The sequence below is a fragment of the Zobellia sp. B3R18 genome (genome assembly GCF_018860715.1).
Taxonomy (GTDB): domain Bacteria; phylum Bacteroidota; class Bacteroidia; order Flavobacteriales; family Flavobacteriaceae; genus Zobellia; species Zobellia russellii.
On record NZ_JAHKQG010000013.1, the window covers coordinates 454,575 to 479,445 of the forward strand.

Sequence of the window (24,871 nt, forward strand, 5' to 3'; positions counted from 1 at the left end):
TACGGTCTTTCCCTTTGTTTAATGAAACAATATTGGGGGTGAGTTATTTAGTGGACAGTAAATTGTTGTTTTAACCTGCCAAATACTTTTCTATCGTAAACCCAGGATACAACGGTAAAAATTAGCGCTAGAATGGCGAACATATATTCGCCATCACGTACCATTAGATGTGCAACTAGAGCCAATAATGCGTCAAAAATAAAACCTGCATAGGCAAGCTCTTTTAAGAAAAGGGATTTTCGCACAAGAATAACAATAGGAGCAATTATTTTTAGGGCCGCTAAAGGATAGATTATCCATGTGGGAAACCCTAAGCTAATAAAGAAACTCTCAGCCCTTGGATAATTGAATAGATACATCATAGCTCCCATTATAAATAAAAGGCATAGTAAGATTGTTGATACCCAGTAAATGGTTTTGTCTTTTTTCATTTGAATTAAATTTCGTTGTTTTTAAGTTTCTTCAATAGTTCTGTGGGTTCTAAACGGGTCATATAATCTTCTTCAATGTGTACAAAAGCTATTTTTAAATTTTTATCAATTACATAAATGGCCGGTACAGGAAGTTCAAAGTTTTCATTTCCATGTATATTTTTAAAGTCCATGCCAAAACCAACGAAGTCTTTTTGAGCTTTTTCACTTATGGAAAATACGATGCCTACTTCTTTCATGAATACAGCATTCTTATCCGTAGCAAGCGGAAAAGTGATTTCATTTTTCGCGTGGGTCTGTGCCGCTAATTGCGGAACCTCTGCACTAATGGCCAAAATGTTCGCCCCGTAACTTTGAAATTCGGTTTTTAACCGTTCATACTCCCTAAGTTCCATATTACAATAAGGGCACCATCCCCCTCTATAAAAATTAAGTATCAAATAATCTGTAGAAAGAAGACTTGCTAGCTGAAAATCGTTACCTGTAATATCGGTGAGAAGGGCATTTGGTATATGGTCTCCTATCTGTAGGGCTTTTTCTCTTAGCTTGTTTTCGCGAAGTTGTTGAATATCGTTTTTAAAGTTTTCAATAATAGGCTGTGGCATCCTGTTCATTACATTTTGGCGTACCTTTTCTGTCTGTTCTAAAAGTGTCATTTAACTAGTTTTATAAGGACAAAATTAGATGGACACCTTTGTTTTGAGTTATCTTTCCTTTTTTAATAATAGTCAATATCTAACCCTTTAAGTAATTTTAAATTTACTTGGAGTAGTGCCAGTATGCTTTTTAAAGAACCTAATAAAATTGGAGTGTTCTTTAAAGCCTAGCCTATAGGCAATTTCCTGAGAAGAGTATTTGTTTTCGGAAATAGTTCGTTTTATTTCTAGAAGTAGCCAATTGTTTATAAAGACTTTTGCAGTGTTTCCTGTTATTTCTTTACAAATATCATTTAAGTACTTATAGCTTACTTGCATCATATGCGCATACTCTTTAGCATTATGGTTTTCTTTATAATGCGTACAGATATGCTGTTTGAATTTGATGAAATCCTTAAATTTTTGACTCTCAAAAGTCTTGTGTTTGTAGATAGATAAACGTTTAATTTGAAGCAGAAGAAGCATAAATGCCGATTGTAAAAACTCGGATTTTAAGTTTAATTTTTCACTGTTAAGTTCTGTGGATAGAATTTCTATATAAGGCTGAATGATACTCAAATTTTCTTGGCCAATATGTACGCATGGTGAATGGTAAACGTGCAAGAAGTGAAATAGGTTTTTCTCACTCATGTTATGCATTATAAATGTCTCATCAAAAGAAACAACATAGCCTTCTACGGTGAGGTCTTTATTGAAAGAATGTACTTGTCCTTTTGTAATAGGAAGAATAATACCGGGAAATAATAGCTCTTCTTTAAAATCTGCTTTGTGCGTGCTTGTCCCTGCTGTTATTACAATTAAACAATGAAACTCTATTCTATGCGGAACGGAAAGGTCATACGAACTTCGCCCACATCTATCATAGAGTTCTTGTAGTGAAATCAGCTCAAAAGGAACGGGTTGATTTACAAATCTTGAGAAAACTATATTCTCTATTTCCTGTGGCATAACTAAATCGTATAGATTTACAGATGGGTCGTAGAATAGACCAAAACCTTTCTAATGGTCAGCTATAAAGAATGATAAAGAAATACTTTTGGTTAAAGGGCTTTAATTACTTTGCACGGGTTGCCATAAGCTAGCACATCATTAGGGATGTCTTTGGTTACAACACTTCCGGCACCTATGGTTACGTTGTTACTAATAGTTACCCCGGGAAAAATAATAGAATTGCCCCCAATCCATACATTATCACCAATTACAACGGGTTTGGCGTGAGTTAAATAACGGAACCTCTGTGCCTCTTCAATAACCCGGTCTGCGGCTTTAATGGGGTGAGTAGCGGTGTAGATTTGTACAAAAGGTGCAATTAACCCGTTTTCGCCAATAGAAATTGTATTGTTGTCAATAAACATGCAATTGGTATTGACAAAAGTGTTTTGGCCTATAGAAATATTACTTCCGTAGTCACAGAAAAAGGGAGCCTCTATCCATACGCCAGCAGCTTTTTTAGCAAGTAACTCGTTTAAAAGTCGCTCCCTCTCTTCTAATAGTTCTGAGTCCAAAGTGTTATAGGCTTGTAATAATTTACGGGCCCTATGATACATTTTAAGAAGTTCCGCGTCACGTGAATCATAAACTTCGCCATTGAGCATCTTTTCTTTTTCGGTCATAGTCGTCTAGATTCAATGGAAAGCTTCTTTAAATAGAATATAAATTTTAGGTGGCAACACTAGTACTTAGTTTTATCGTGTTTTTCTGCCCAGTTATTAAAAACTTGAACGGCATCATCTTGTAGCATTTGCTTAAAATAGATTTGTCTATCTCCCATTTCTTTATCTAATTCGTCATAGATAAATTGGTCATCAAAATCTATTGCTTTGGCATCGGCCTTATCACAGCCGTAGTACACCGCTTTAGGTCTTGCCCAGTAAATAGCTCCAAAACACATAGGGCAGGGCTCACAAGAGGTGTAAATTATACAATCCGTTAGTTGAAAACTATTCAATTTACTACATGCTTCCCTAATGACTACCATTTCTGCATGCGCGGTAGGGTCGTTCGTAGAGGTTACTTTATTGTGGCCTTCGGCAATGATTTCACCATCCTTCACCACTACGGCGCCAAATGGGCCACCAGCATTTGAGTTCATTCCTTTGGACGCCATTTCAATAGCCCTGCGCATAAAAACTTCATGTTCTTTCATCATATTCATAAATTAAATAGGTGTTTGTGATACATCTCCAGATACAACGGAGTGTATAAAGTGTGAAATACCCTGTATTTTCTCAATAAACAGCTTATATCTTCAAAGTACAATGGGCAAAATTACATAATTCTACCCGTTTTCAGGGCGTTTTCCTTCCTTCATCTGTATTGTGTTTTGTTGAACAATCTCCACTAAAGAGAGGCACTGATTATTTTACCCGTACTTATAAGCTTCTTTAAACTGTTTATCTTTGCTTTTATAGTGCGAATATACTAGCGCTACTTCTGTTAACATGAAAAGAAATTAATGTAGATGAGAAACGGATACTATATATGCTTTTTGTTATTTCTATTACCATGGGTCTCAAGCACTCAAACCTTATTGCCGCCCATTTATAATTATAAAGTTTTTGAATACAATGCGGGAGCCCAAAATTGGGGGTTGACCGTAGATGAAAAAGGTCACGTTTTTTCAGCCAATGACAAGGGGCTGCTTTCTTTTAATGGTGAGGAGTGGATTTTGAACAAGTTACCCAATGCTACAATTGTACGATCGGTAGCTGCAGTAAAAGATAGGGTTTACACAGGCTCCTATGAGGAATTCGGGTATTGGCAAACTACCACAACGGGAGAGCTTGATTATACCTCGCTTACCCATTTAATTAAAGGCCATACGTTTACAAGTGAAGAATTTTGGCAGATTCTACCTGTTGAGGAGGTTGTTTACTTTCGGTCGTTTTCGGCTCTTTACAAGTATGAAGAGGGGCGAATTACGGTAGTAGACCCTGATTTTGTGATTACGGGGCTGGCCGTATATGATGGCAAGGTTTACGTAGCGGCCAAAAACATGGGACTGTATGTTTTGAATGGAGAAAAGTTGGAACCCATAGGAAATGATGACGTACTTAAAGACCAGACGGTAACAGATATGACGCCTTTTAAAGGTGGATTACTCATTGGCACACAATTAAACGGTGCCTTAGTATACCAAAACGGGCAGTTTGTACCCTTGGATAAAGATATGAACAGCCTTTTAAAGAAATATCAGCTCAACAAGCTGATTGCTTTGGAGACGGGTGAAATTGCTTTTGGAACCATTAAAAACGGAATTTATCTTTTTGATTCCGCTTCAAGGTCCTATCGTAATTTGAATAGAAAAACAGGACTTCAGAACAATACGGTTTTATCCCTAGCTAAATTTAACAATCAATTTTGGGTAGGTCTGGAGAGTGGTATGGACCGCATTCAAGTTAACTCGGCTATAACATTTTATACGGATCATACAGGAGCCCTGGGTACAACTCATGATGTTGCAATACAGGACAACTCTATGTATTTGGGTAGCAATACGGGTATTTACTATTTTAAGGATAATGAACTTCAATTTTTTGAAGGTTCACAAGGCCATGTTTGGGACCTGGAAATAATTGCCAATGATATTTTGGCCGGCCATAATACGGGAACTTATAAAGTAGATGGAGAGAAACTTACCAAAATATCCGATCGTGCCGGGGGTTATCAATTTGTAAAGGTTCCAGAAAAGAACAATGTTTTTTTGCAAGGTACCTATACTGGGGTAACCAAGTATATAAAGGATTCCGGTAATGGGTGGAACGTAAGTACGGTTACAGGAATAGATTTTCCGGTAAAACAATTGTGTTTTGAAGACAATCGTACCATTTGGGCAGCGCACCATTATAAGGGTCTCTTTCGTTTTAAACTGAATGGAGATTTAAGCCAGGTGGAGGAGAAAATAGCTTTTGACACCACTGTATTACCCAATGTTTACAACGTAAGGTTGTATCGTATTAAAAACCAAATTGTAATACAAAGTGAAGGCAATTGGTTCAAATACGACCCGCTAGTTGGGAAAATAGCGACTCTAGATGAGTTTGAACCTTTTACCAACAAATCGCTTATTTACTCAGATGGCGAGCACTTTTGGTTTTTAAAGGATGCTGATACCAAGGAACTTCTGTATACCGATTTGCGGAATAACACCATAGCCATTAGCGAAACGCAATTGAACCAACGCTTAATGCCCGATATGGAGCGAGGGGTAAAACGTAATGACTCTATCTACCTTCTAACGTTGAGTGATGGTTTTGCAAAAATGAACATTGCTCAATTACAAAGACAATTAAGTACAAGTGCTATTCCGGTCCCGGAGCTCAACTATTTTAAAGATAATCAGATGAGGTATGCCGTTAAGGACTCCGTTTTTGAGGTGCCCTATACCAACGCGCATGAATTAAAATTTCAGTTATCTGTACCTAGTATGGTGCAGCCCAGATACTATTATGAACTAAAAGGCCCTTTGGAGCGGAAGGAATACCGTACAGAAGGTACAGTGGAATTTCAAAACTTGCCTCATGGGGATTATAAGTTGAAGGTGCACTCTGTTACTATGGATAACAGAATGAGCAGTCCTAGAACTATTTCCTTTACCATAGCACCTCCTTGGTACCTCTCTAGATTAAGTATGATAGGGTATGCATTGATTTTAATTTTGATTGTTTTGGGCGTACGATGGTACAACAGACAAAAATTAAAAAGAAAACATAAGATTTTAAAAATTCAACTGCAGCGGGAGCAGGAAGAACGTCTGGCACAATTGGAGAAAGAAAAACTGGAGAAAGAAATAAAACATAAACAAACGGAATTGGCCCGAACCACAATGAGCGTAGCCAAAAAGAACGAGCTTATTCTAGAGCTAAAGGATTTAATGGTCTTGAACAAGGATGCTTTCCCAAACAAACAACGTTACCGTTCGCTGACCAAAAAATTGGATGGGTCTATTAACGAGAATGAAGATTGGAAGAATTTTGAAGTCAATTTCAAGGAACTTCACGATGACTTCTTTGATAATTTATTACAGCAGTTCCCAAAATTGACTCCTAAAGATTTGAAGCTTTGTGCCTATCTAAAAATGAATTTATCCAGTAAGGAAATAGCACCTCTTATGGCTATTTCCATACGGGGCGTAGAAATACATAGGTACAGATTAAGAAAGAAATTGGGTATTGATAGCTCACAAAACCTATCCAACTTTCTAATTAAGTTCAGATAGAGGGTATTATAACCATACAATTCTTACATATCTAATTTTCATTAGATTATACCACTACATCAACACTACATCACAATGTTAAAGTTTAATGATTACTTAACATTAGGACTACTGCAAAAGACGTGTGTTACGGGGTTTGGACCCGTTATTAAGACTGATGTACTTTTTATGTACCCTTTCTCAAAAATGTGAGGAAGTCCTTTTGATAACTTGTGCTTGAATTTAACAGATTGATAAATTTATAACTCAACTTTTAGACAATTATGAAAATAAGAAACATTATTTTATCGATATGCTTCTTTCTCTTTCAACTGGTATTGTTTGCCCAAGATGAAATTACTGTTACGGGTATAATAAGCGATACCAATGGGGAGCCGTTACCGGGAGCAAGTATCGTTTTAAAAGGTACCACAACAGGAACCCAAACCGATTTTGATGGAAACTACACGCTCAACGGTGTAGAAGAAGATGCAACCTTAGTTGTAAGCTATATCGGTTTTACATCTCAAGAAATTGCCGTGAACGGGCAAGCAAGTATTAATGTTACCTTATCGGAAGATGCTCAAGCTTTAGATGAGGTAGTTGTTATTGGTTATGGCGAAATGAAGTCAAAAGACCTTACGTCTTCCATTACCACAATTAAGGCAGAGGAACTGGCCGCTACACCAACGGGTTCACCTATGCAGGCTTTACAAGGTAAAGTTGCGGGTCTACAGGTGGTAAGCAATGGAAGTCCCGGTCAAGGCCCAACAATACGTGTACGTGGTATAGGTTCGTATGATACGGGTGCTTCTGGTCCGCTCTACGTAGTGGATGGGATGTTCTTTGATGATATAGACTTTTTAAATACTGCGGACATCACTTCTATTTCGGTATTAAAGGATGCTTCGGCTGCTGCTATTTATGGTGTACGTGCAGCCAATGGGGTAGTGCTCATAGAAACTAAATCTGGAGCATACAATAAGAAAGCCGAGATTACTTATGATGGGTATTCGGGCTTCCAAGTGGCACAGAACGTGTTAAAACTGGCCAATTCGGAGCAATTCGTGACCTTGGCGCAAGAATCCGGTTCTACACCTGACATTCAATTTATAGATAATGCTATGCAACGCTACGGCCGTAGCAGAATCAACCCAAATGTACCCAATGTAAATACAGATTGGTACGACGAAATTTTGAGACCGGCCCTGATTCAAAACCATAGTTTGGGAGTTACGGGTGGTAGTGATAATGCTACCTATGCCATTGGTGCCAACTATTTTGGGCAACAAGGTATTCTTAAAATGAAAAATGAGTACGAACGCTTTAACCTTAGAAGTAAGATAGATTTTAAGGTAAACGATAATTTAACCGTTGGTGGAAATATGGTAATAAGTAACGCAACCCGTTACGATGCGGAAAACTCTGCATTTCGGTTGGCGTATTACGCGGTTCCTATTCTTCCGGTATATGATGAAAATTTGGCGGGTAACGAAAATGTATTCCCTACAAATTATGCAAATGCACAGGATTTGGGATATCGTGGCGGACAGAATCCGTTCCCGACCATGGATAATAGCGAACTACGGTCTAAAATCAGAAATGTGCTGGCCAATTTTTATGCCCAGGTACATTTCATTCCTGAAAAATTGACTTTTAAGACAGCGTACAATCATAATTTTGAAACCATTGAGCGTAGAGAGGTGCGTTTGCCTTACTTTATAGGAAACGGTTTTCAACGGGAAAATGCAGAGCTTTTAAAGCGTAACGATACGTATTCAAATCAAATTTGGGACAACACCTTAACCTATAACGAATCTTTTGGCAAACACAATCTAACCGTTCTGGGAGGTTCTTCCTTCAGGGATGAATCTTTTGAGCGCTTGGAGGCTAAAGGGTTAAACTTTCCACTGTCAGGAGAAGAGGCTTATTATTTAGATCAAGCACAGACAATAGTACAAGATGATGTTAAGGATGACGGCCGCCGTGAGTATGGTCTATCGTTCTTTGGTAGAGTTTCCTATAACTATGATAACAGATACCTGTTGTACGGTACCTACCGTGCAGATGGCACCAACAAGTACCAAGAAAAATGGGGGTATTTTCCAACTTTTGGTGCAGGATGGGTGTTGTCCGAAGAGGACTTCATGCAAAACAATGGCGTTTTCGATTTTCTTAAATTCCGTGGTAGCTGGGGTAAGCTAGGTAATGATAAAGTACCTGGTAGTGAGGGTGCTATTACTTCTACGGTAGTAACTACGGCCTTTGGTGATACTATGGTGAACGGGGTAAATACTACAAGTAATTTTACGGCTCTTAAATGGGAAGTTACGGAAGAAACGAATGTGGGTATATCTGCGCGTTCTCTAAATAATAGGCTTTCGCTGGAAGCGGACTATTATGTAAGGGATACCAAGGATGCCGTAATTCCTATTGAAGTGCCTTTGATTCCTGATGCAACCCGGCAGAATGTGGGTGAAATAAGAAACCAAGGTCTTGAGGTAGCCTTAAACTGGAACGATCAAGTTTCGGATGATTTCAGTTACTCGTTGGGTGCTAATTTTTCATCCTTAAAAAATGAAGTACTGGATACGGACCGTCAATTGAATATTGATACCGGTTCTGCAGAGTTCAGACAACGTACCCGAGTGGGAGACCCTGTCTTTTCTTTCTTTGGTCTTGAGGTTGATGGTGTATATCAGAATGATGCAGAAATAGCTGCGGATCCTGCTGCTCAGGTAGAAATTGCCAATGGTAGGACCATTGTACCCGGAGACTTGAAATTTAAAGATCAAGATGGCGTAGAGGGTATTACTGCAGATGACCGCGTTATGTTGGGCAACTATTTGCCAACCTATTCCTATGGTTTTAATGTGGGCTTTAACTATAAAGGCTGGGATTTCTCTGCTGCGGCATTAGGTCAAGGTGGAAACAAAATTCTAAATCGTAAACGTGGCGAGGTCATCTTTACCAATGATACCAATTGGGACCGTGATTTTGCGCTGAACAGGTGGCATGGTGAGGGTACTTCCAATAGTTATCCTTCTTCCGCAGGTATTAGAAAAGGTTGGAATCAACAGTTAAGCGATTTCTTTATCGAAAATGGCGACTTCTTTAGAATTCAGAACATCACTTTAGGCTATACCATTAATAAGGATGGGGCTATAAAAGGACTGCCACGAACCCGTATTTACGTAACGGCAGAGAAACCTTTATCGGTATTCAACTACAACGGGTTTAACCCGGAAGTACCTAATGGCGTAGATAATGATACATACCCAATACCTGCTATCTATACGGTAGGAGTAAATATTAAAATATAAAAATAGCACTATGAAACTATTACAAAAAATCTCAAAACCTTCCCTAGTGTTGCTTTTGGTTCTGGCCGTTTGGGGATGTACAGATAAATTGGACGAACCTGAACTGAACAATAATTTTGCCGGAGGAACGGACTTTACGGATGCATCGAGGATGCTGCTGTCTACCGTTGGGGCATATGAGGCCTATTATTCCAGGGGATGGGAACAACCCCTGATTATTTCCGTACGTGGAGACGATGTTAATTCCGGTGGTCTTGGCGATCAGCCCGAGTTTACGGAAATGGACAAGTTTAATTACAGCAAGGACCATTGGATGGTAAACTCGCTTTGGGAAAACATTTATGCAGATGTTATTTCGGCACATACCGCTATGGAGCAGATTGCCAGATACCAAGAATTTGGAACAGATACTGAAATTGCATTGGGCAACCAGTATATAGCAGAGATTCAGGTACTACGCGGAATGATGTTATTTCAGATTTCACAGGTATATGGAGATATATTTATTCCTGAATCTTCGGATACGGAGCTACTTTTAGAAGTAGAGACTTTACCTACCAAGGCAGAAGTTATGCAACACGTTTCTGATCAGATGGATTTGGCTATTCCGGTTTTACCGGATATGCGGCCCAATGAAAGAACTGATCTTAAAGGCGGTGTTACCAAGTATACAGCTCTGGCTATTAAAGCTTTGGCCAATCAAGAATTAGAGAATTATCAAGTGGTTGCAGATGCTGCCGGGCAGATTATAGCATCGGGAAAATTCAGCCTTTATCCGGATTTTTATGAACTTTTTAAAACGCCCGGAAAATTGAGTAACGAGAGCATTCTTGATTTACAGTACTCGGATTTTAATCAAGGTGAGGGTGATCGTTTTGCACATTTATACGCTCCCTATGGTCCACAAAATTGGACGCCCGCAGTAGAAGGTTCCAATAGCGGATGGGGGTTCTTTGAGCCTAGTTTTAAATTTATCAAGTTCATGTTAGACCGTGGTGAAACCGTACGTTTGGAAACGAGTGTACTTTTTACGGAACGAGGTATAGCCGAACTACAGACTGACCCTGCATATACTGATTTGCCCGCCTTTATGAACAAAGTTACTAGAGACGGTGATGTTATAAATGATTTTGCCCGAGGTTATTTTTCAAGTGGAAAGCACTACCTGCCTTCTAATCAATTGGTTGAAGGACGAACCGATTACGGAAGTAACAAGAATAATAACGTCATCCGTTATGCCGAAATCTTATTGATGTATGCCGAAGCACTTACACATGGGGCCACAGGTTCGGCAATGTCTGCTGATCAAGCGGTAAACTTGGTTCGGGAAAGAGCCGGATTGCCCGCTTTGTCCGGTGTAACCTTGGATCAAGTTGTTGATGAGAAGTTTGCCGAGTTGGCTATGGAATGGGGCAAGCGCTACTATGATATGATTCGCCTGAAAAGGTATGATGAGCTTACGTACGATGGCCGCACGTTTACAGAGGAGAAAACTTTTCTTCCTTACCCTCAGCCACAGGTAGACCAGTTTCCTGTATTGGACAATTAATCTAATCAACTAACAAAACAGAAAGATGAAAAATGTAAAATATATACTATCATGTTTGATGCTCACTGCACTTTTTTATAGCTGTGATCAAGGTATAGACGCGTTAACCGAGGTTGATCCGGGTGCAGACGCTTCTGCTCCGGTCATAACCATTACTTCGCCTGCAGAAGGTCTTGCGGTAAAAGTAAACGAGGAACTGGCCACGATTACGGTAAAATTTCAGGCTCAAGATGATATTGAGTTGGGGTCTGTAGAAGTACTGCTTGACGGTAATAGAATAGGCAATTACAATAGTTTTAAAGACTACCGTAAGTTGATCGTAAATGATTTAGTGTACGACCAACTTGAAGATGGAACGCATCAGCTTACGGTTATTGCCAAAGATTTGGATGGTAAGTCCACAAGTGAAGTTGTTAATTTCACTAAAGAACCGGCCTACATTAGAAAATACCCCGGTGAAATTTTATATATGCCTTTTGAAGGTGGATATGTAGACCTGTTAAGTTTTGAAGAGGCACAACAAATAGGTTCGCCCTCCATTAGCGAAGAGAGTCTAGCGGGAGATGGCGCTTATGCAGGAGCGGAAGGGGCCTATTTGACCCTAGATACAGAACGATTTAAGAATACGGAATTGAGTGCTATTTTCTGGGTAAAATTAAATGCGGTTCCGGACCGTGCAGGTATTTTGGCTATGAGTCCACCTTTAAATGATGGTGGAGGAAATGTGTTGACCAGTGGTTTTCGCTTTTTTAGGGAAAATGCCAATGGCAAACAACGCTATAAGTTAAATGTTGGTTTGGGAGATGGAAACTCTTGGTTTGATGGTGGAGAAGCTGCAGAAGTAGATCCAGCGTCAGAAGAATGGGTGAACCTTGCCTTTACCATTTCGGGTTCGGAAGCGGTAGTTTATATAGACGGACAAATTGTTTCTCAAGGACCTTTAACGGGTATTGATTGGACGGATGTAAATATACTTTCCATAATGTCCGGAGAGCCTAACTTCTCAGGTTGGAATCATAAGTCGGATTTAAGTCTAATGGATGAGTTGCGCATATTTGATCGTGCTATTACCCAAGATGAAGTAAAACAGATTATTCAAGATGACTCGGGTATTGTGGTGTCTAATTATCCGCCTAATTTTCCAGGAGAGATGTTCTATATGCCTTTTGAAGGTTCATACACAAATCTGTTTACGGATATGGAAGCTGATGTGGTTGGAACACCCTCTTTTTCAGAAGAAAGTGTAGCTGGCGAAGGTGCTTACGCTGGAGCAGCGGATTCATATATTACAGTTCCCTCCAATGGTCTTACTACAGATGAATTTAGTGCCTCACTTTGGTATAAAGTAAATGCCGAGCCGGGTAGAGGAGGTATTTTGGTAATGGCTCCAGAAGACACGGAAAAGGAAGGTTATCCAGAGGTGCAAAATTTAAGGACCAGTGGTTTCCGTTTCTTTAGAGAAGGCGATGCTACAAGGCAGGTGTTTAAATTGAATGTTGGCAACGGCGAAGCTGATACTTGGTTAGATGGAGGCGATTTAGCTGCTATAGATCCCACATCTGCAGATTGGGTACACTTGGCATTTTCCATTTCAGGTTCAAATGCGGTTCTATACATTAATGGTGAAATAGTTTCGGAAAACGTGATAAGTGGTGGAATAGATTGGTCCGGATGTGATTTGCTATCCATAGGTTCTGGGGCGCCGAGATTTACGGAATGGGGCCACTTGGCAGACGAAAGCCTGATTGATGAGCTCCGTTTATTTGACAAGGCCCTTACAAAAGAAGAAATACAGGAAATTATGAACTCGGGACTGTAGATAAACCCAACAGAAGTTCAATAATCACTTTATAAAAAAATATGAAATTAGTCGCAATTGCTTTGGTAACAGGCACGCTTTTGGTGGGTTGCGGAGGCAACCCTTCCAAAACGGATAATAAAAATAACAAAGCCGAATCTAAGGTTGTACAAGAACTGACGGATGAGCAATTATTGGATTCCGTTCAGAAACAAACGTTCAATTATTTTTGGGAAGGAGCGGAACCTAAATCTGGTTTAGCCAGAGAACGTATTCACCTTGATAATGTATATCCCGCGCATGATAAGGATATTATAACTACCGGAGGTTCAGGTTTTGGTTTAATGGCCATTTTGGTAGGTGTGGAGCGTGGTTTTATTACACGTGAAGAGGCTCTGGAGCGATATGAAAAAAGTATAAATTTCCTTGAAAAAGCAGACCGCTTCCATGGGGCTTGGCCTCACTGGCTTATGCCCGATGGTAAGATGACACCGTTCAGTAAAATGGATAACGGTGGCGATTTGGTGGAAACCGCTTTTCTGGTTCAAGGTTTATTGACCGTTAAGGAATACTTTGAGGAGGGCAATGCCCGCGAAAAAGAATTGGCGGCCAGAATTCAAAAACTTTGGGAAGAAGTAGAATGGGACTGGTATACCAAAGGAGAAAATGTACTTTATTGGCATTGGTCTCCAGAATACAAATGGGAGATGAACTTTCCCGTAGGCGGATATAATGAAGCTCTGGTCATGTATATCTTGGCGGCTTCTTCACCTACACATGCAATTAATAAAGAAGTATATGAGCAAGGTTGGGCAAAAAGTGGAGGAATTAAAAATGACACTACTTTTTACGGCCTTCGTACTGTGCTGAATCATTATGAGCATGATAGGTCTCCAGTAGGCCCCATGTTTTGGGCGCACTATTCCTATTTAGGTTTGAACCCAAAGGGATTAACGGATCAATATGCGGATTATTGGAAACTAAACGAAAACCATGCATTAATTCAGTATCGTCATGCGGTTGAAAACCCACATGAATACAAAGGATATGGAAAGAACCTTTGGGGGTTGACCTCAAGTTATTCCATGAAGGGTTATGCAGGCCACAGACCTGATAAGGATTTGGGCGTTATTTCTCCAACCGCTGCACTTTCCTCAATGCCCTACACGCCGGAACAAAGTCAGGACTTCTTGAGGTATATGTATACGGAACAAGATTCCCTGATTGGTAAATATGGACCTTACGATGCCTTTAGTCTAGAAAATGAATGGTACGTACCAAGGTATTTGGCAATTGACCAAGGGCCTATTCCGGTAATGATAGAAAACTATAGAAGCGGACTTTTTTGGAAGCTTTTTATGAAAAATACAGATGTTCAAAGCGGATTGAAAAAATTAGGTTTTAGTTCGGAAAATATTCCAAATGAGTAAATTATTCGTTTCAATTTTGGTGTCGTTACTATTCGTTTCATGTGCTTCGGATGATGGAGGTGGTGGTGCAATCGGCATTTCTGAACTTCCGGAAACACCTGTTGAGGACGAACAGGAAGTAGGGGAGGAAGAAGTGAAGCTGACGGATGAGGAGCTTCTCGACTTGACCCAAAAAGAAACTTTTAAATATTTCTGGGATTTTGCCCAAACGGAATCTGGTGCTGCGCGTGAAAGGTATCATCCCCAAGAACCATCTAATGACGTCAATACAGTAACCGTTGGAGGCACCGGTTTTGGACTTATGGGGATTTTGGTCGCTATGGAAAGAGGTTTCGTGTCCCGTAGCGAAGGTGTTGAAAGACTGTCTAAGATTATTTCTTTTTTGGAAAATGCCGACAGGTTTCATGGCGCATGGCCCCATTGGTTAGATGGGCGTAACGGGAAAACGCTTCCCTTTAGTGAAAAGGATAATGGGGCCGATTTGGTTGAAACTTCTTTTTTGGCGCAGGGGCTTATCTGCGTAAAAGAATACTTAAAGGAGGGTAGTTCCAAAGAAAAGGCAATGGCCGAAAAAGCAGATGCACTTTGGAAAGATGTTGAATGGGACTGGTTCACGCAAAATAAAAATACGTTGTATTGGCATTGGAGTCCTGATTTTGGTTTTGACATCAATTTAGAATTAAAGGGATATAATGAAGTATTGATAACCTATGTCATGGCAGCGGCTTCCCCTGATTTTTCTATCACCAAAGATACATATGAAAATGGTTGGGCGTCCATTGGTGCTATAGCCAATGGCGCTTCGGCTTATGAAATTCCGCTTATTGTTAACCATGCAGGTAGTTCCCAAAAAGGCGGGCCATTGTTCTGGGCACACTACTCCTATATTGGGCTAGACCCAAGTAACTTGGCCGATGCCTTTGTGAATTATGGTGATGCTACGGTTAACCATGCAAAAATCAATTACGCCTACTGCGTGGATAACCCTAAAAGTTATAAAGGTTATGGGGAAGATTGTTGGGGGCTTACCGCCAGTTACAGTAGGGATGCCGATGGAAGTTTGGGCTATAATGCCCATAGTCCGTCCAATGATACAGGAATAATTTCGCCTACGGCGGCTTTGAGCTCTATGCCATACACACCAGAGGAATCCATGAAGGCACTACGGTATTTTTATAGCAAAAAAGACCAGCTTTTAGGGCCTGCCGGTTTTTATGATGCTTTTAGTCCGCAAAATGATTTTTGGGTAGCCGATGCGTATTTGGCCATTGACCAAGGTCCTATTTTAGTAATGATTGAGAACCATAGGTCGGGATTGTTATGGCAACTCTTTATGCAAAACGAAGATGTACAGCGCGGACTCAATAATTTAGGTTTTACCTATTAGGAATTCACTTTAAGAATTAACGAATACCATGTGGGGAATTGGTGTAAACTGATTTGCCAAAGGGATGATTTTGCCAAAATTTAATTCGATATAAAAAATATAAATAACAGAAAATGAAGGATATAAAGAAGATAATCTGTTTTTTGACACTTGTAGTTGGCTTTACGACTTTCACGCGTTCTCAAGAAAAGATAGAAGCGGTAGAGCAGCTTCTATCCAAAATGACATTGGAAGAAAAAATTGGTCAGCTTAATCTACTGACTCCGGGAGGTGGCATTGCTACAGGTTCTGTGGTGAGCGAAAATGTAGAGGCAAAAATCAAGGCAGGCCAAGTAGGAGGTCTATTTGGGGTTTCCGGTCCAGAGAAAGTCAGACAAGCACAAAAAATAGCCATTGAAAATTCACCATTAAAGATTCCCTTGCTTATTGGTTCGGATATCATACATGGGTATAAAACCACCTTTCCCATTCCACTGGGAACAGCGGCTAGTTGGGATATGGAACTTATTCAAAAAATGGCCAAAACTGCTGCTAAGGAGGCCACGGCAGATGGAATCAACTGGAATTTCTCTCCTATGGTGGATATTGCCCGAGACCCTCGTTGGGGACGTATTGCCGAAGGCGCGGGTGAAGACCCGTATTTGGGGAGTGCCATTGCCAAGGCGATGGTAAAAGGGTATCAAGGAGCTGATTTGTCGGCGCCAAATACGATGATGGCCACGGTAAAACACTTGGCCCTTTATGGTGCCGCAGAAGGCGGGCGCGATTACAATACGGTAGATATGGGCAAGTTGAAAATGTACAATCAATATCTGCCCGTTTACAAGGCGGCCGTAGATTCCGGAGTGGGTAGTGCCATGACTTCGTTTAATGATATTGATGGCGTTCCGGCTTCGGGCAACAAATGGTTAATTACCGATTTATTGCGCGAGCAATGGGGTTTTAATGGTTTTGTGGTTTCCGATTACACCTCGGTAAATGAGATGACCGCTCACGGATTGGGAGATTTACAAGCGGTATCCGCTTTAGCTTTAAACGCAGGGCTTGATATGGATATGGTGGGCGAAGGATTTCTTACCACTTTGAAAAAATCAGTAGATGAGGGTAAGGTTACCGAGTCCGCAATAACTGAGGCATGCCGCAGGGTATTGACCGCCAAATATAAATTGGGACTCTTTGACGACCCTTACCGCTATTCCGATAAAAGTAGACCGGCAAAGGATATTCTTTCGGGGGAGAATAGAAATCTGGCCCGTGAGGCTGCAAAGCGCTCTTTTGTACTATTAAAGAAGCAGGGCAAAATACTTCCGTTACAGAAGAATGCCCAAATAGCGTTGATAGGACCTTTGGCAAATAACAAGAACAATATGCTGGGCACTTGGGCTCCAACGGGAGCCCCACAGTTATCCGTTCCCGTTTTAGAAGGGTTAAAGAATGTGGCTTCCAAAGCCAAAATAAGCTATGCCAAAGGCGCCAATATTACGGATAATCCTGATTTGGCCCAACGGGCCAATGTTTTTGGAACACGGGTGGAGATAGACGAGCGCTCTTCGGAGACCCTTTTAAAGGAGGCTTTAGATTTAGCCAAAGATGCCGACGTCATTGTAGCCGTGGTAGGAGAGGCAAGTGAGTTTAGTGGAGAGGCGGCCAGTAGAACGGATATTTCACTTCCCAAAAGCCAAAAGCAACTTTTAAAGGAATTGGCAAAGACCGGAAAGCCTCTGGTAATTGTCCTTATGAGCGGAAGACCCTTGACCATTGCCGATGAAATGGAGCTTCCCGCGAGTATACTTCAAGTGTGGCACCCAGGTATAGAAGCGGGTAATGCTATAGCCGATGTAGTTTTTGGGGATTATAATCCATCAGGAAAACTAACGGCAACTTGGCCCAGGAATGTTGGGCAAATTCCCGTGTATCACAGTATGAAAAATACGGGTAGGCCCATAGAGGGAGATAACTTTCAGAAATTTAAATCCAATTATCTAGATGTGGAAAATACGCCGCTCTTACCTTTTGGTCATGGTCTGAGTTATACCGATTTCAGCTATTCAAATATTCAGTTGAATAAAGATGAAATTGGACAGGACATGTCTATTACGGTTTCTGTAGATGTAAGCAATACAGGTAAATATGATGGGGAAGAAGTGGTGCAATTATATCTACGGGATGTAGTGCGTACGGTAACCCCGCCCATGCGCGAACTTAAAGGGTTCAAGAAAATATTCTTAAAAAAGGGCGAAACAAAAACGGTTAAACTGATCCTGCAACCCGAAGACCTGAAGTTTTATAACGCTGCCTTGGAATTTGTTGCCGAGCCAGGGGAATTTGAAGTTTTTGTGGGGACCGACGCTACGGCAGATTTGAAAACATCCTTTAGATTAAAATAGCCCCAATTCAGATAATTATGTTTTTACGATCACGCTTCCTATTTGTATTTTTTGCCTTTACTTTTCTAGCTTGTAAAGAGAATCCCCCACAACCAGAGGAGAAAGTACAAAAGACCAATATTCTTTTCATCATGGCCGACGACCATGCTATTCAGGCCATAAGTGCCTATGGTCATCCTATTGGGCAATTGGCTCCCACACCCAATATTGACCGATTGGCTAAGAACGGGGCCCTTTTTACGCATAGTTATGTAACGAATTCCATTTGCGGTCCAAGTCGGGCGGTCATTCTTACGGGCAAACACAGTCATATAAATGGTTTTAGACAGAACGGAGACCGTTTTGATGGTAATCAAACTACCTTGCCAAAAATACTTAGGCGAGAAGGTTATCAGACGGCATTGATTGGCAAATGGCATTTGGACGGTGCACCCCAAGGTTTCGATTATTCTAAGATACTTGTTGATCAGGGCAATTACTATAATCCTGATTTTGTTGAAAATGGAGACACAACCCGTATAGAAGGTTATGCCACGGATATTATTACCAATGATGCTTTAAGCTGGTTGAAAAATGAAAGAAAAGACAGTCTTCCCTTTTTTATCATGGTGCATCACAAGGCCCCTCACCGTAATTGGATGCCGGCCTTACGTCATATGAATACATATGACTCCGTGCAGTTTCCCCTTCCCGACACTTATTTTCCTTCCTTTAAAAAGCAAAGGGCGGCGGAAGAGCAATTACAGACCATATATGATGATATGTACGAAGGGCATGATTTAAAAATGACCCAAGGGTACGGCAGCACAGAATTGGCTCATAACCCATGGACAACCGATTTTGAGCGAATGTCACCCCAACAACGGATAGCTTGGGATGAAGCCTATTTATCTAAAAACAATACATTTCATAAGGCAAACTTAAAGGGAAAGGCCCTTGCCGAATGGAAAGGCCAACGCTACTTACGTGATTACATGGCTACTATAGCCGCAGTAGACGAAGGCGTTGGTGAAATTTTAGATTACTTGGAAGAAAGCGGACTAGATAAAAATACGTTGGTGGTCTACACTTCCGATCAAGGATTCTACTTGGGAGAGAACGGTTGGTTCGATAAGCGATTTATGTACGAAACCTCATTTGGCACACCCTTGTTGATGCAGTTGCCAGGAACGATTCCCCCAAAGACCAAAATAGATGCTATGGTACAGAACTTGGATTTTGCACAAACATTCCTAGACTTTGCCGAAGTGAAAAACGAAAGTGATGCCATGCAGGGACAATCGTTCAAAGGTTTGTTGGATGGGAGTATGAATTCTGATGAATTTCGGGATGTGCTCTACTATCATTATTACGATTACCCGGCTTTTCACATGGTCAAAAAGCATTATGGAGTTAGAACTAAACGGTATAAGCTCATCCATTTTTACGATGATATAGATAGCTGGGAATTCTATGATTTATACAAAGACCCTAGGGAGTTGACCAATCTCATTGATGACCGCACATATTCCTCTGTTATTGACCAAATGCATTACAAGCTAGACAGCATACAAGAGGTTTACAATGTTACGGACAAGGAATTTGACACAGCCCCAAAGACAGCCATAGACAAAGCTTATAAACAGTTCAAAAGATTACGGGGGGGTAAGAAGTAATATGTTTTCCTTATTAAGTTAAAGCCTTATGTACAAAAGGTTCTTTAGGTAGGTTGAAAGTAAAGCCCAACTACTACGACCAATATTTAAACCTATCCCATGTTACCGTAAGAGCTTGAACCAACCAAAAGTTTAAATAAACAGACCAAATGATAACAACGATGCATTTAGCGGCCCAATACTTGGCAGCGGCGGGAATTAGTTTTGTAGATAAGAAAGCCGATGATAGTCATACCAATCTAGGTTGGTCCATTGCAAAGCAACAATTGGAAACCCACCCATTATCGCCAAAAGGAGATATCCTCGCTTTAAGTTATAATAACTTTTCATTAGAGTGGATTTCTCCGGATGAGGATGTTTCTTTTTCTTTGGAAGGGAAAACGCACAGGCAAGTATTGGAGTGGTTAACTCACACTGCGGATACTTTTTTGGGTAAAAAGTACATTTATGATTTCCATTATGATTTACCGTATTCAGTAGATGATACTTTTATTTATACGCTGAATGCCATATCTTTAATAAAACTAGGAGTCTTTAGGACAATAGCACAGTTGGGCTTGATAAACACACTTCAAGAAACGGGTTTGGAATCCGATGTCCGTATATGGCCGCATCATTTTGATACTGGGGCTTATGCCAGTCTAAATTCAGATATTTTTGTAGGTTTTGGTTTAGCTATTCCAGACGATATGGTCAACGAGCATTATTTTTATATCAGCGGGTATAAAGGTCATGGGGCTTTAGATACAACTAAGTTTAATTCACTTTCTCGGGGAGAATGGAAAAATGATAGTTTTAAAGGAGCCGTTCTGCCAGCCACAAAAATTAACGAAGAACAAGCGGTAGAGTTTTTCAAGGAAGCTATTAATTCGTACAAAAAGTAAGTATGCAGGTAACCAGTCTTTCCTTAGAAGCCTTTAAAGAGATGGATTATTGGGCGGTGGAAAAATATAATCTGTCCATTGAATTGATGATGGAAAATGCAGGACTTCAATTAGCAAGATTAATTGCCAAAAAGGCAACTGAGACTTCTGTAATCACAATTGGTATTGGTAATGGAAATAACGGCGGCGGCGGACTAGTGGCTGCTCGTAGACTTTCTGCTTGGGGATTTAATGTGAATTTAGATTTGGTTGTGCCTATTACCAAAGATTTGCCGAAAGCACAATTAGAAAGAGCGTTGTTATTTGGGGCTAAAGAAGGTATACCCGAAACTACGGATATTTGGGTAGATGCCTATCTAGGGTTCTCTCAGAGACTACCACTGTCAGATGCATTTGTAAAAAGCATTGAATTGGCCAACACATCACCGGCCTTTAGAATATCATTGGATATTCCTGTTGGTATTTCTAAAGATGGAAAGTTAGTTGGGTTTAAAGCAAATCAAGTAATGACCTTGGCAGCTCCAAAAACTATATTGGAAAAATTGCCAAGCGATGTAGAGGTGTATATGGCCGATTTGGGAATTCCAAAATTGGTTTATGAGCATTTTAATATAAAAATGCCCAATTTTATGGAAAATCAACTTATAGCTTTATAACCCTTATAAGATGAACGAAAAACAGGAAGCCAAAGAAATTGATAAACAATTAAGAAAAGAGTTGGGTATTGATAAAGAGAAGCTGAAAGAGTTAAAGAAGAAACTTTCAAAGATAGAACCTCGTTCAGAGCGAGGTGCGGAAACCTTGTTTCGTTTGGTGTCTAAAAATCAGTATACATTAAATACGATGATTGATAGAAAGTCCAACATACTTATATCTATTAACGCCCTTATTTTATCTATAGTTATTGGTACCGTACTTAGCCAATTAGATAAGGATCCTCATTTAATTTTTCCGGCAACGATAATGTTGGGAACTAATTTACTTTCTATTGGCTATGCTGTTTTTGCTACAAGACCAGAGCTTACGCACGGTAGTAAAAGCACCAATAATTTATTATTCTATGGTAATTTTAATACCATGAATGAAGAGGAATATACAGAAGAACTTACCAGTTTGATGTATAAGGGCGATGAGCTGTATAAAACCATTGCAAAGGATACTTACCATTTGGGAAAAACAATAGATAGAAAGTTCAAATTATTAAGAACTTCTTTTCACGTTTTTTTAGTTGGAATTATTTTGGCGGTGGTAGGATTTATAGCTTGTCATATTATGTTCTCTATGTAATCTTAATTTAACGGTGCATTGTTTGTTTTAATTCTAAAACAACGCTCTTCTCCCAAATAAAGAGGATTTCCATGTTTTTCGGACCAAAACCCATCTAAAATATCTTTACTGATACATTGGTATACGGCAACACCTTTATAAATACTTTGGTCTTCGCAGGAATATCTAAAGTTGATAACTAAAATATTGTTCTTAAAAAATCCCGTACCGGATTGGTGTTGGTCAGTTCCAATAGTCCAATGTGCAATTATTCTAGAGTTCTCATCCAAGGATAAAACCAGTTTTCCTTTGTAGCTATTAGATTCTTCATCTTGGTTGCTACCCATAATGCTGTACTCCCCAACAAGGTCCTGAACCGTCATAATCATTTTCTTTGGAGCGCAAAACTATTGAAAATTTGGTTGATGGGTTTTTAGAGATGGTATATAGTGTTTGCAGAAAAGAAATTCTTTATGATTGAATAAAAGATAGGCCGATAAACAAATGTTTACCGGCCAGTCTACGTAGTTGAAAATACCAATCGAGGCATCTGGCATTTCCGCTTAACAACTAAACTACTTTTGGGGCAAAAAGGCTTTAGTCTAAACTATTTGTATTTAGACGGTCTTTGTATAGGTCAATTATTTTTCTAACGCTTTTATGTTTTTTTAATAATTGTCGGGCTAAATCGGTATCAATATTAAGTTCCTCCACAATCATTTTCGTACCACGCTCAACCAGCTTTTTATTGGAGAGTTGCATGTCTATCATTTTGTTTCCCTTGATTTTTCCCAACTGAATCATTACCGAGGTAGAAATCATATTTAATACTAATTTCTGGGCCGTACCCGCCTTCATTCGTGTGCTGCCTGTTACAAACTCGGGACCTACGATTAATTCAATGGGGAAAGCCGCTTCGTGGGACAATGATGAATTTTCATTACAAGAAATGCCACCTGTTAGTACTCCGTTTTCCTTGGCATCTTTTATACCCCCAATTACATAGGGGGTAGAGCCGGATGCAGCTATACCTAGAAGAACATCGTTATTCGTTATATGAAAACCTTCAAGGTCTTTCCAAGCTTGTTGGGTGTTGTCCTCGGCATTTTCTACTGCCTTTCTTAGGGCTACGTCGCCTCCAGCAATAAGACCGATAATATGGTTGTCCGATACTCCAAAAGTAGGAGGGCACTCGGAAGCATCCAATACACCCAATCTTCCGCTTGTTCCGGCGCCAATATAAAAAAGCCTTCCCCCAAGTTTCATTTTTTCAACCACGACGGTCACAAAATCTCGAATTTGCGGAAGAGCCTTTTCAATAGCCAAGGGAACGGTTTTGTCTTCTGCATTTATAGCACTGAGCAGCTCCAAAACCTCCATCTTTTCAAGATTGTCATATTTTGAGGGTTGTTCAGTTATGGGTTTGCTCATTTTCTTTTATGTTTTTGTGAATTAATAGTAGTCCTACAATAGTTATAGCGGCGTTTACGGCTATGTTTATAAATCCAAAATCAAATTGAAATTCAGTTTTAAAATAGACTCCCAAAAAGTAGGTTGCAATAGGGGCAAAAACGCAAACTACGGGCACCCATTTATCCTTTACTGAAATTTTGGAGAACATGCCAAACAGGTACAGGCCTAAAAGTGGTCCGTACGTATAGCCTGCAACTTTAAAAATTAGAGAAATCACATCCCCTTCACTACTTGCAAATACCATGATTATAACAAAAATGACACATGAAAAACCGATTAACACCAAGTTTTTCAGTTGCTTTTTTGCAGCGCTGGATTTGTGTTCTATATCAAGGAAATCGTAAGTAAAAGAGGTGGTAAGTGCCGTTAAGGCAGAGTCTACACTAGAAAAAGAGGCGGCTATAATGCCCAATATAAAAAAGATGCCGGCTAGAATCCCTAGATGATTCAAGGCTAAATTAGGGAAGAGGGTATCCGTATCAATTAGTTGTCCATTATCTGCCATTTCTAGGATTACGCCCGCATCTTGTGCATAGATGTACATTAAGATGCCCAACCCCATAAACAGGAATTGGGTTATGGCTAAAATAAGGCTATAGGTAAGCGTGTTTTTTTGAGCGTCCCAAACGTTCTTGCACGTTAAGGTCTTTTGCATCATATTTTGGTCTAGACCGATCATAGCTATGGCCACCAAAATACCGGCTATAAATTGTTTGTAGAAGTTGTTTCCAGAGCTAGCGTCCCATTCAAAAATTTTGAAATGACGGTGGTTGCCAACACTTTCAATAGCTTCAGGTATACTAAGGTTTAAGGAAGAGGTTATGGTGTAAATGGTGATTACAGCACCTAGAATTAGAAAAACGGTTTGCATGGTGTCCGTCCATACAATGGTCTTTATCCCGGATTTATTTGTGTAAAGCCATACCAATACTAGTATGAGGATAACCGTTAAAAAGAACGGAATTCCAAAATGGTCAAAAACGGCAAATTGAAGAATCTTGGCTGCAAGTAATAATCGTAGAGCGGCACCAAAAGATTGGGATACCAGAAAAAATAGGGATCCAGTTTTGTAAGTTTTGTTTCCAAACCTGTCTTTAAGGTATGAGTAAATGGAAACAAGTTTTAGACGGTAGTAGAGTGGTGTCAATACAAAAGTAATAAAGAGATAACCTACTACATTGCCGAGTATAAATTGGTAAAAGTGAAAGTTGTTGTTGCCCACCATTCCGGGTAGGGAAACAAATGTAACCCCAGATAGTCCGGCACCTACCATACCAAATGCTACCAAATACCAAGGCGATTTCCTATCACCGGTAAAATATGTCTCATCACTTGCGTTCTTTGAAGTGAAATAAGATATGGCCATTAATGCATAGAAGTAAATGGCAATAATTATTAGGATTAGCGTTGGGCTCAAAAAGTGTGGACTTTAGGA

At 40.0% G+C, this 24,871-nt stretch carries 19 protein-coding genes; 11 read left to right on the forward strand and 8 right to left on the reverse strand.

Annotated features, from left to right (window positions below; translation table 11 throughout):
* Positions 1-47 precede the first annotated feature (47 nt).
* From KO513_RS16370 to KO513_RS16390, 5 genes are all read right to left on the reverse strand, one after another.
* Positions 48-431, reverse strand: a complete 384-nt coding sequence (locus KO513_RS16370) for a DoxX family protein (RefSeq protein ID WP_215914320.1) — start codon at positions 429-431, stop codon at positions 48-50.
* 5 nt (positions 432-436) lie between these two features.
* On the reverse strand, positions 437-1,087 hold the full coding sequence (locus KO513_RS16375; RefSeq protein ID WP_215914321.1) for a peroxiredoxin-like family protein: 651 nt from the start codon (positions 1,085-1,087) through the stop codon (positions 437-439).
* An 87-nt stretch (positions 1,088-1,174) separates the two neighbouring features.
* On the reverse strand, positions 1,175-2,035 hold the full coding sequence (locus KO513_RS16380; RefSeq protein ID WP_215914322.1) for a helix-turn-helix domain-containing protein: 861 nt from the start codon (positions 2,033-2,035) through the stop codon (positions 1,175-1,177).
* A 92-nt stretch (positions 2,036-2,127) separates the two neighbouring features.
* A complete protein-coding gene (locus KO513_RS16385) occupies positions 2,128-2,700 on the reverse strand; it encodes a sugar O-acetyltransferase (protein ID WP_215914323.1) in 573 nt (190 codons plus the stop codon).
* A gap of 59 nt (positions 2,701-2,759) precedes the next feature.
* Positions 2,760-3,233 carry a nucleoside deaminase gene (locus KO513_RS16390; RefSeq protein ID WP_371735881.1) on the reverse strand — a complete coding sequence of 158 codons (474 nt, stop codon included), beginning with the start codon at positions 3,231-3,233 and terminating at the stop codon, positions 2,760-2,762.
* Between the two features lie 315 nt (positions 3,234-3,548).
* Here KO513_RS16390 and KO513_RS16395 point away from each other — a divergent pair, with 315 nt between their 5' ends.
* The 11 genes from KO513_RS16395 (at position 3,549) to KO513_RS16445 (ending at position 21,984) form a co-directional block, all read left to right on the forward strand.
* On the forward strand, positions 3,549-6,305 hold the full coding sequence (locus KO513_RS16395) for a helix-turn-helix and ligand-binding sensor domain-containing protein (protein WP_215914325.1): 2,757 nt from the start codon (positions 3,549-3,551) through the stop codon (positions 6,303-6,305).
* A gap of 263 nt (positions 6,306-6,568) precedes the next feature.
* Positions 6,569-9,607 (forward strand): SusC/RagA family TonB-linked outer membrane protein, encoded by a 3,039-nt coding sequence (locus KO513_RS16400; protein WP_215914326.1) that lies wholly within the window; start codon positions 6,569-6,571, stop codon positions 9,605-9,607.
* A 10-nt stretch (positions 9,608-9,617) separates the two neighbouring features.
* A complete protein-coding gene (locus KO513_RS16405) occupies positions 9,618-11,156 on the forward strand; it encodes a RagB/SusD family nutrient uptake outer membrane protein (RefSeq protein WP_215914327.1) in 1,539 nt (512 codons plus the stop codon).
* A gap of 25 nt (positions 11,157-11,181) precedes the next feature.
* Positions 11,182-12,975: a LamG-like jellyroll fold domain-containing protein gene (locus KO513_RS16410; RefSeq protein WP_215914328.1), complete on the forward strand. Its 1,794-nt coding sequence runs from the start codon at positions 11,182-11,184 to the stop codon at positions 12,973-12,975.
* 41 nt (positions 12,976-13,016) lie between these two features.
* On the forward strand, positions 13,017-14,384 hold the full coding sequence (locus KO513_RS16415) for a glucoamylase family protein (RefSeq protein WP_215914329.1): 1,368 nt from the start codon (positions 13,017-13,019) through the stop codon (positions 14,382-14,384).
* Complete coding sequence (locus KO513_RS16420; RefSeq protein WP_215914330.1) at positions 14,377-15,771, forward strand: glucoamylase family protein; 1,395 nt, start codon at positions 14,377-14,379, stop codon at positions 15,769-15,771. Before KO513_RS16415 ends, KO513_RS16420 begins: the two co-directional genes overlap by 8 nt.
* A 113-nt stretch (positions 15,772-15,884) precedes the next feature.
* The gene (bglX, locus tag KO513_RS16425) at positions 15,885-18,158 is read left to right on the forward strand and encodes a beta-glucosidase BglX (protein WP_215914331.1); all 2,274 of its coding nucleotides are present in this window, start codon (positions 15,885-15,887) and stop codon (positions 18,156-18,158) included.
* Between the two features lie 17 nt (positions 18,159-18,175).
* Positions 18,176-19,813 (forward strand): sulfatase family protein, encoded by a 1,638-nt coding sequence (locus tag KO513_RS16430; protein WP_215914332.1) that lies wholly within the window; start codon positions 18,176-18,178, stop codon positions 19,811-19,813.
* Between the two features lie 149 nt (positions 19,814-19,962).
* On the forward strand, positions 19,963-20,697 hold the full coding sequence (locus KO513_RS16435; RefSeq protein ID WP_215914333.1) for a hypothetical protein: 735 nt from the start codon (positions 19,963-19,965) through the stop codon (positions 20,695-20,697).
* Between the two features lie 2 nt (positions 20,698-20,699).
* Positions 20,700-21,353, forward strand: a complete 654-nt coding sequence (locus KO513_RS16440) for an NAD(P)H-hydrate epimerase (RefSeq protein ID WP_215914334.1) — start codon at positions 20,700-20,702, stop codon at positions 21,351-21,353.
* 10 nt (positions 21,354-21,363) lie between these two features.
* On the forward strand, positions 21,364-21,984 hold the full coding sequence (locus KO513_RS16445) for a Pycsar system effector family protein (RefSeq protein ID WP_215914335.1): 621 nt from the start codon (positions 21,364-21,366) through the stop codon (positions 21,982-21,984).
* A gap of 2 nt (positions 21,985-21,986) precedes the next feature.
* On the opposite strand, the gene KO513_RS16450 is transcribed toward KO513_RS16445, so the two are convergent.
* The 3 genes from KO513_RS16450 to KO513_RS16460 form a co-directional block, all read right to left on the reverse strand.
* A complete protein-coding gene (locus tag KO513_RS16450; protein ID WP_215914336.1) occupies positions 21,987-22,346 on the reverse strand; it encodes a hypothetical protein in 360 nt (119 codons plus the stop codon).
* A gap of 214 nt (positions 22,347-22,560) precedes the next feature.
* A complete protein-coding gene (gene murQ, locus KO513_RS16455) occupies positions 22,561-23,394 on the reverse strand; it encodes an N-acetylmuramic acid 6-phosphate etherase (RefSeq protein WP_215914337.1) in 834 nt (277 codons plus the stop codon).
* Positions 23,375-24,853, reverse strand: coding sequence for a sodium:solute symporter (locus KO513_RS16460; protein WP_215914338.1), 1,479 nt, complete (start codon positions 24,851-24,853; stop codon positions 23,375-23,377). Before KO513_RS16460 ends, murQ begins: the two co-directional genes overlap by 20 nt.
* Between the last annotated feature and the right edge of the window lie 18 nt (positions 24,854-24,871).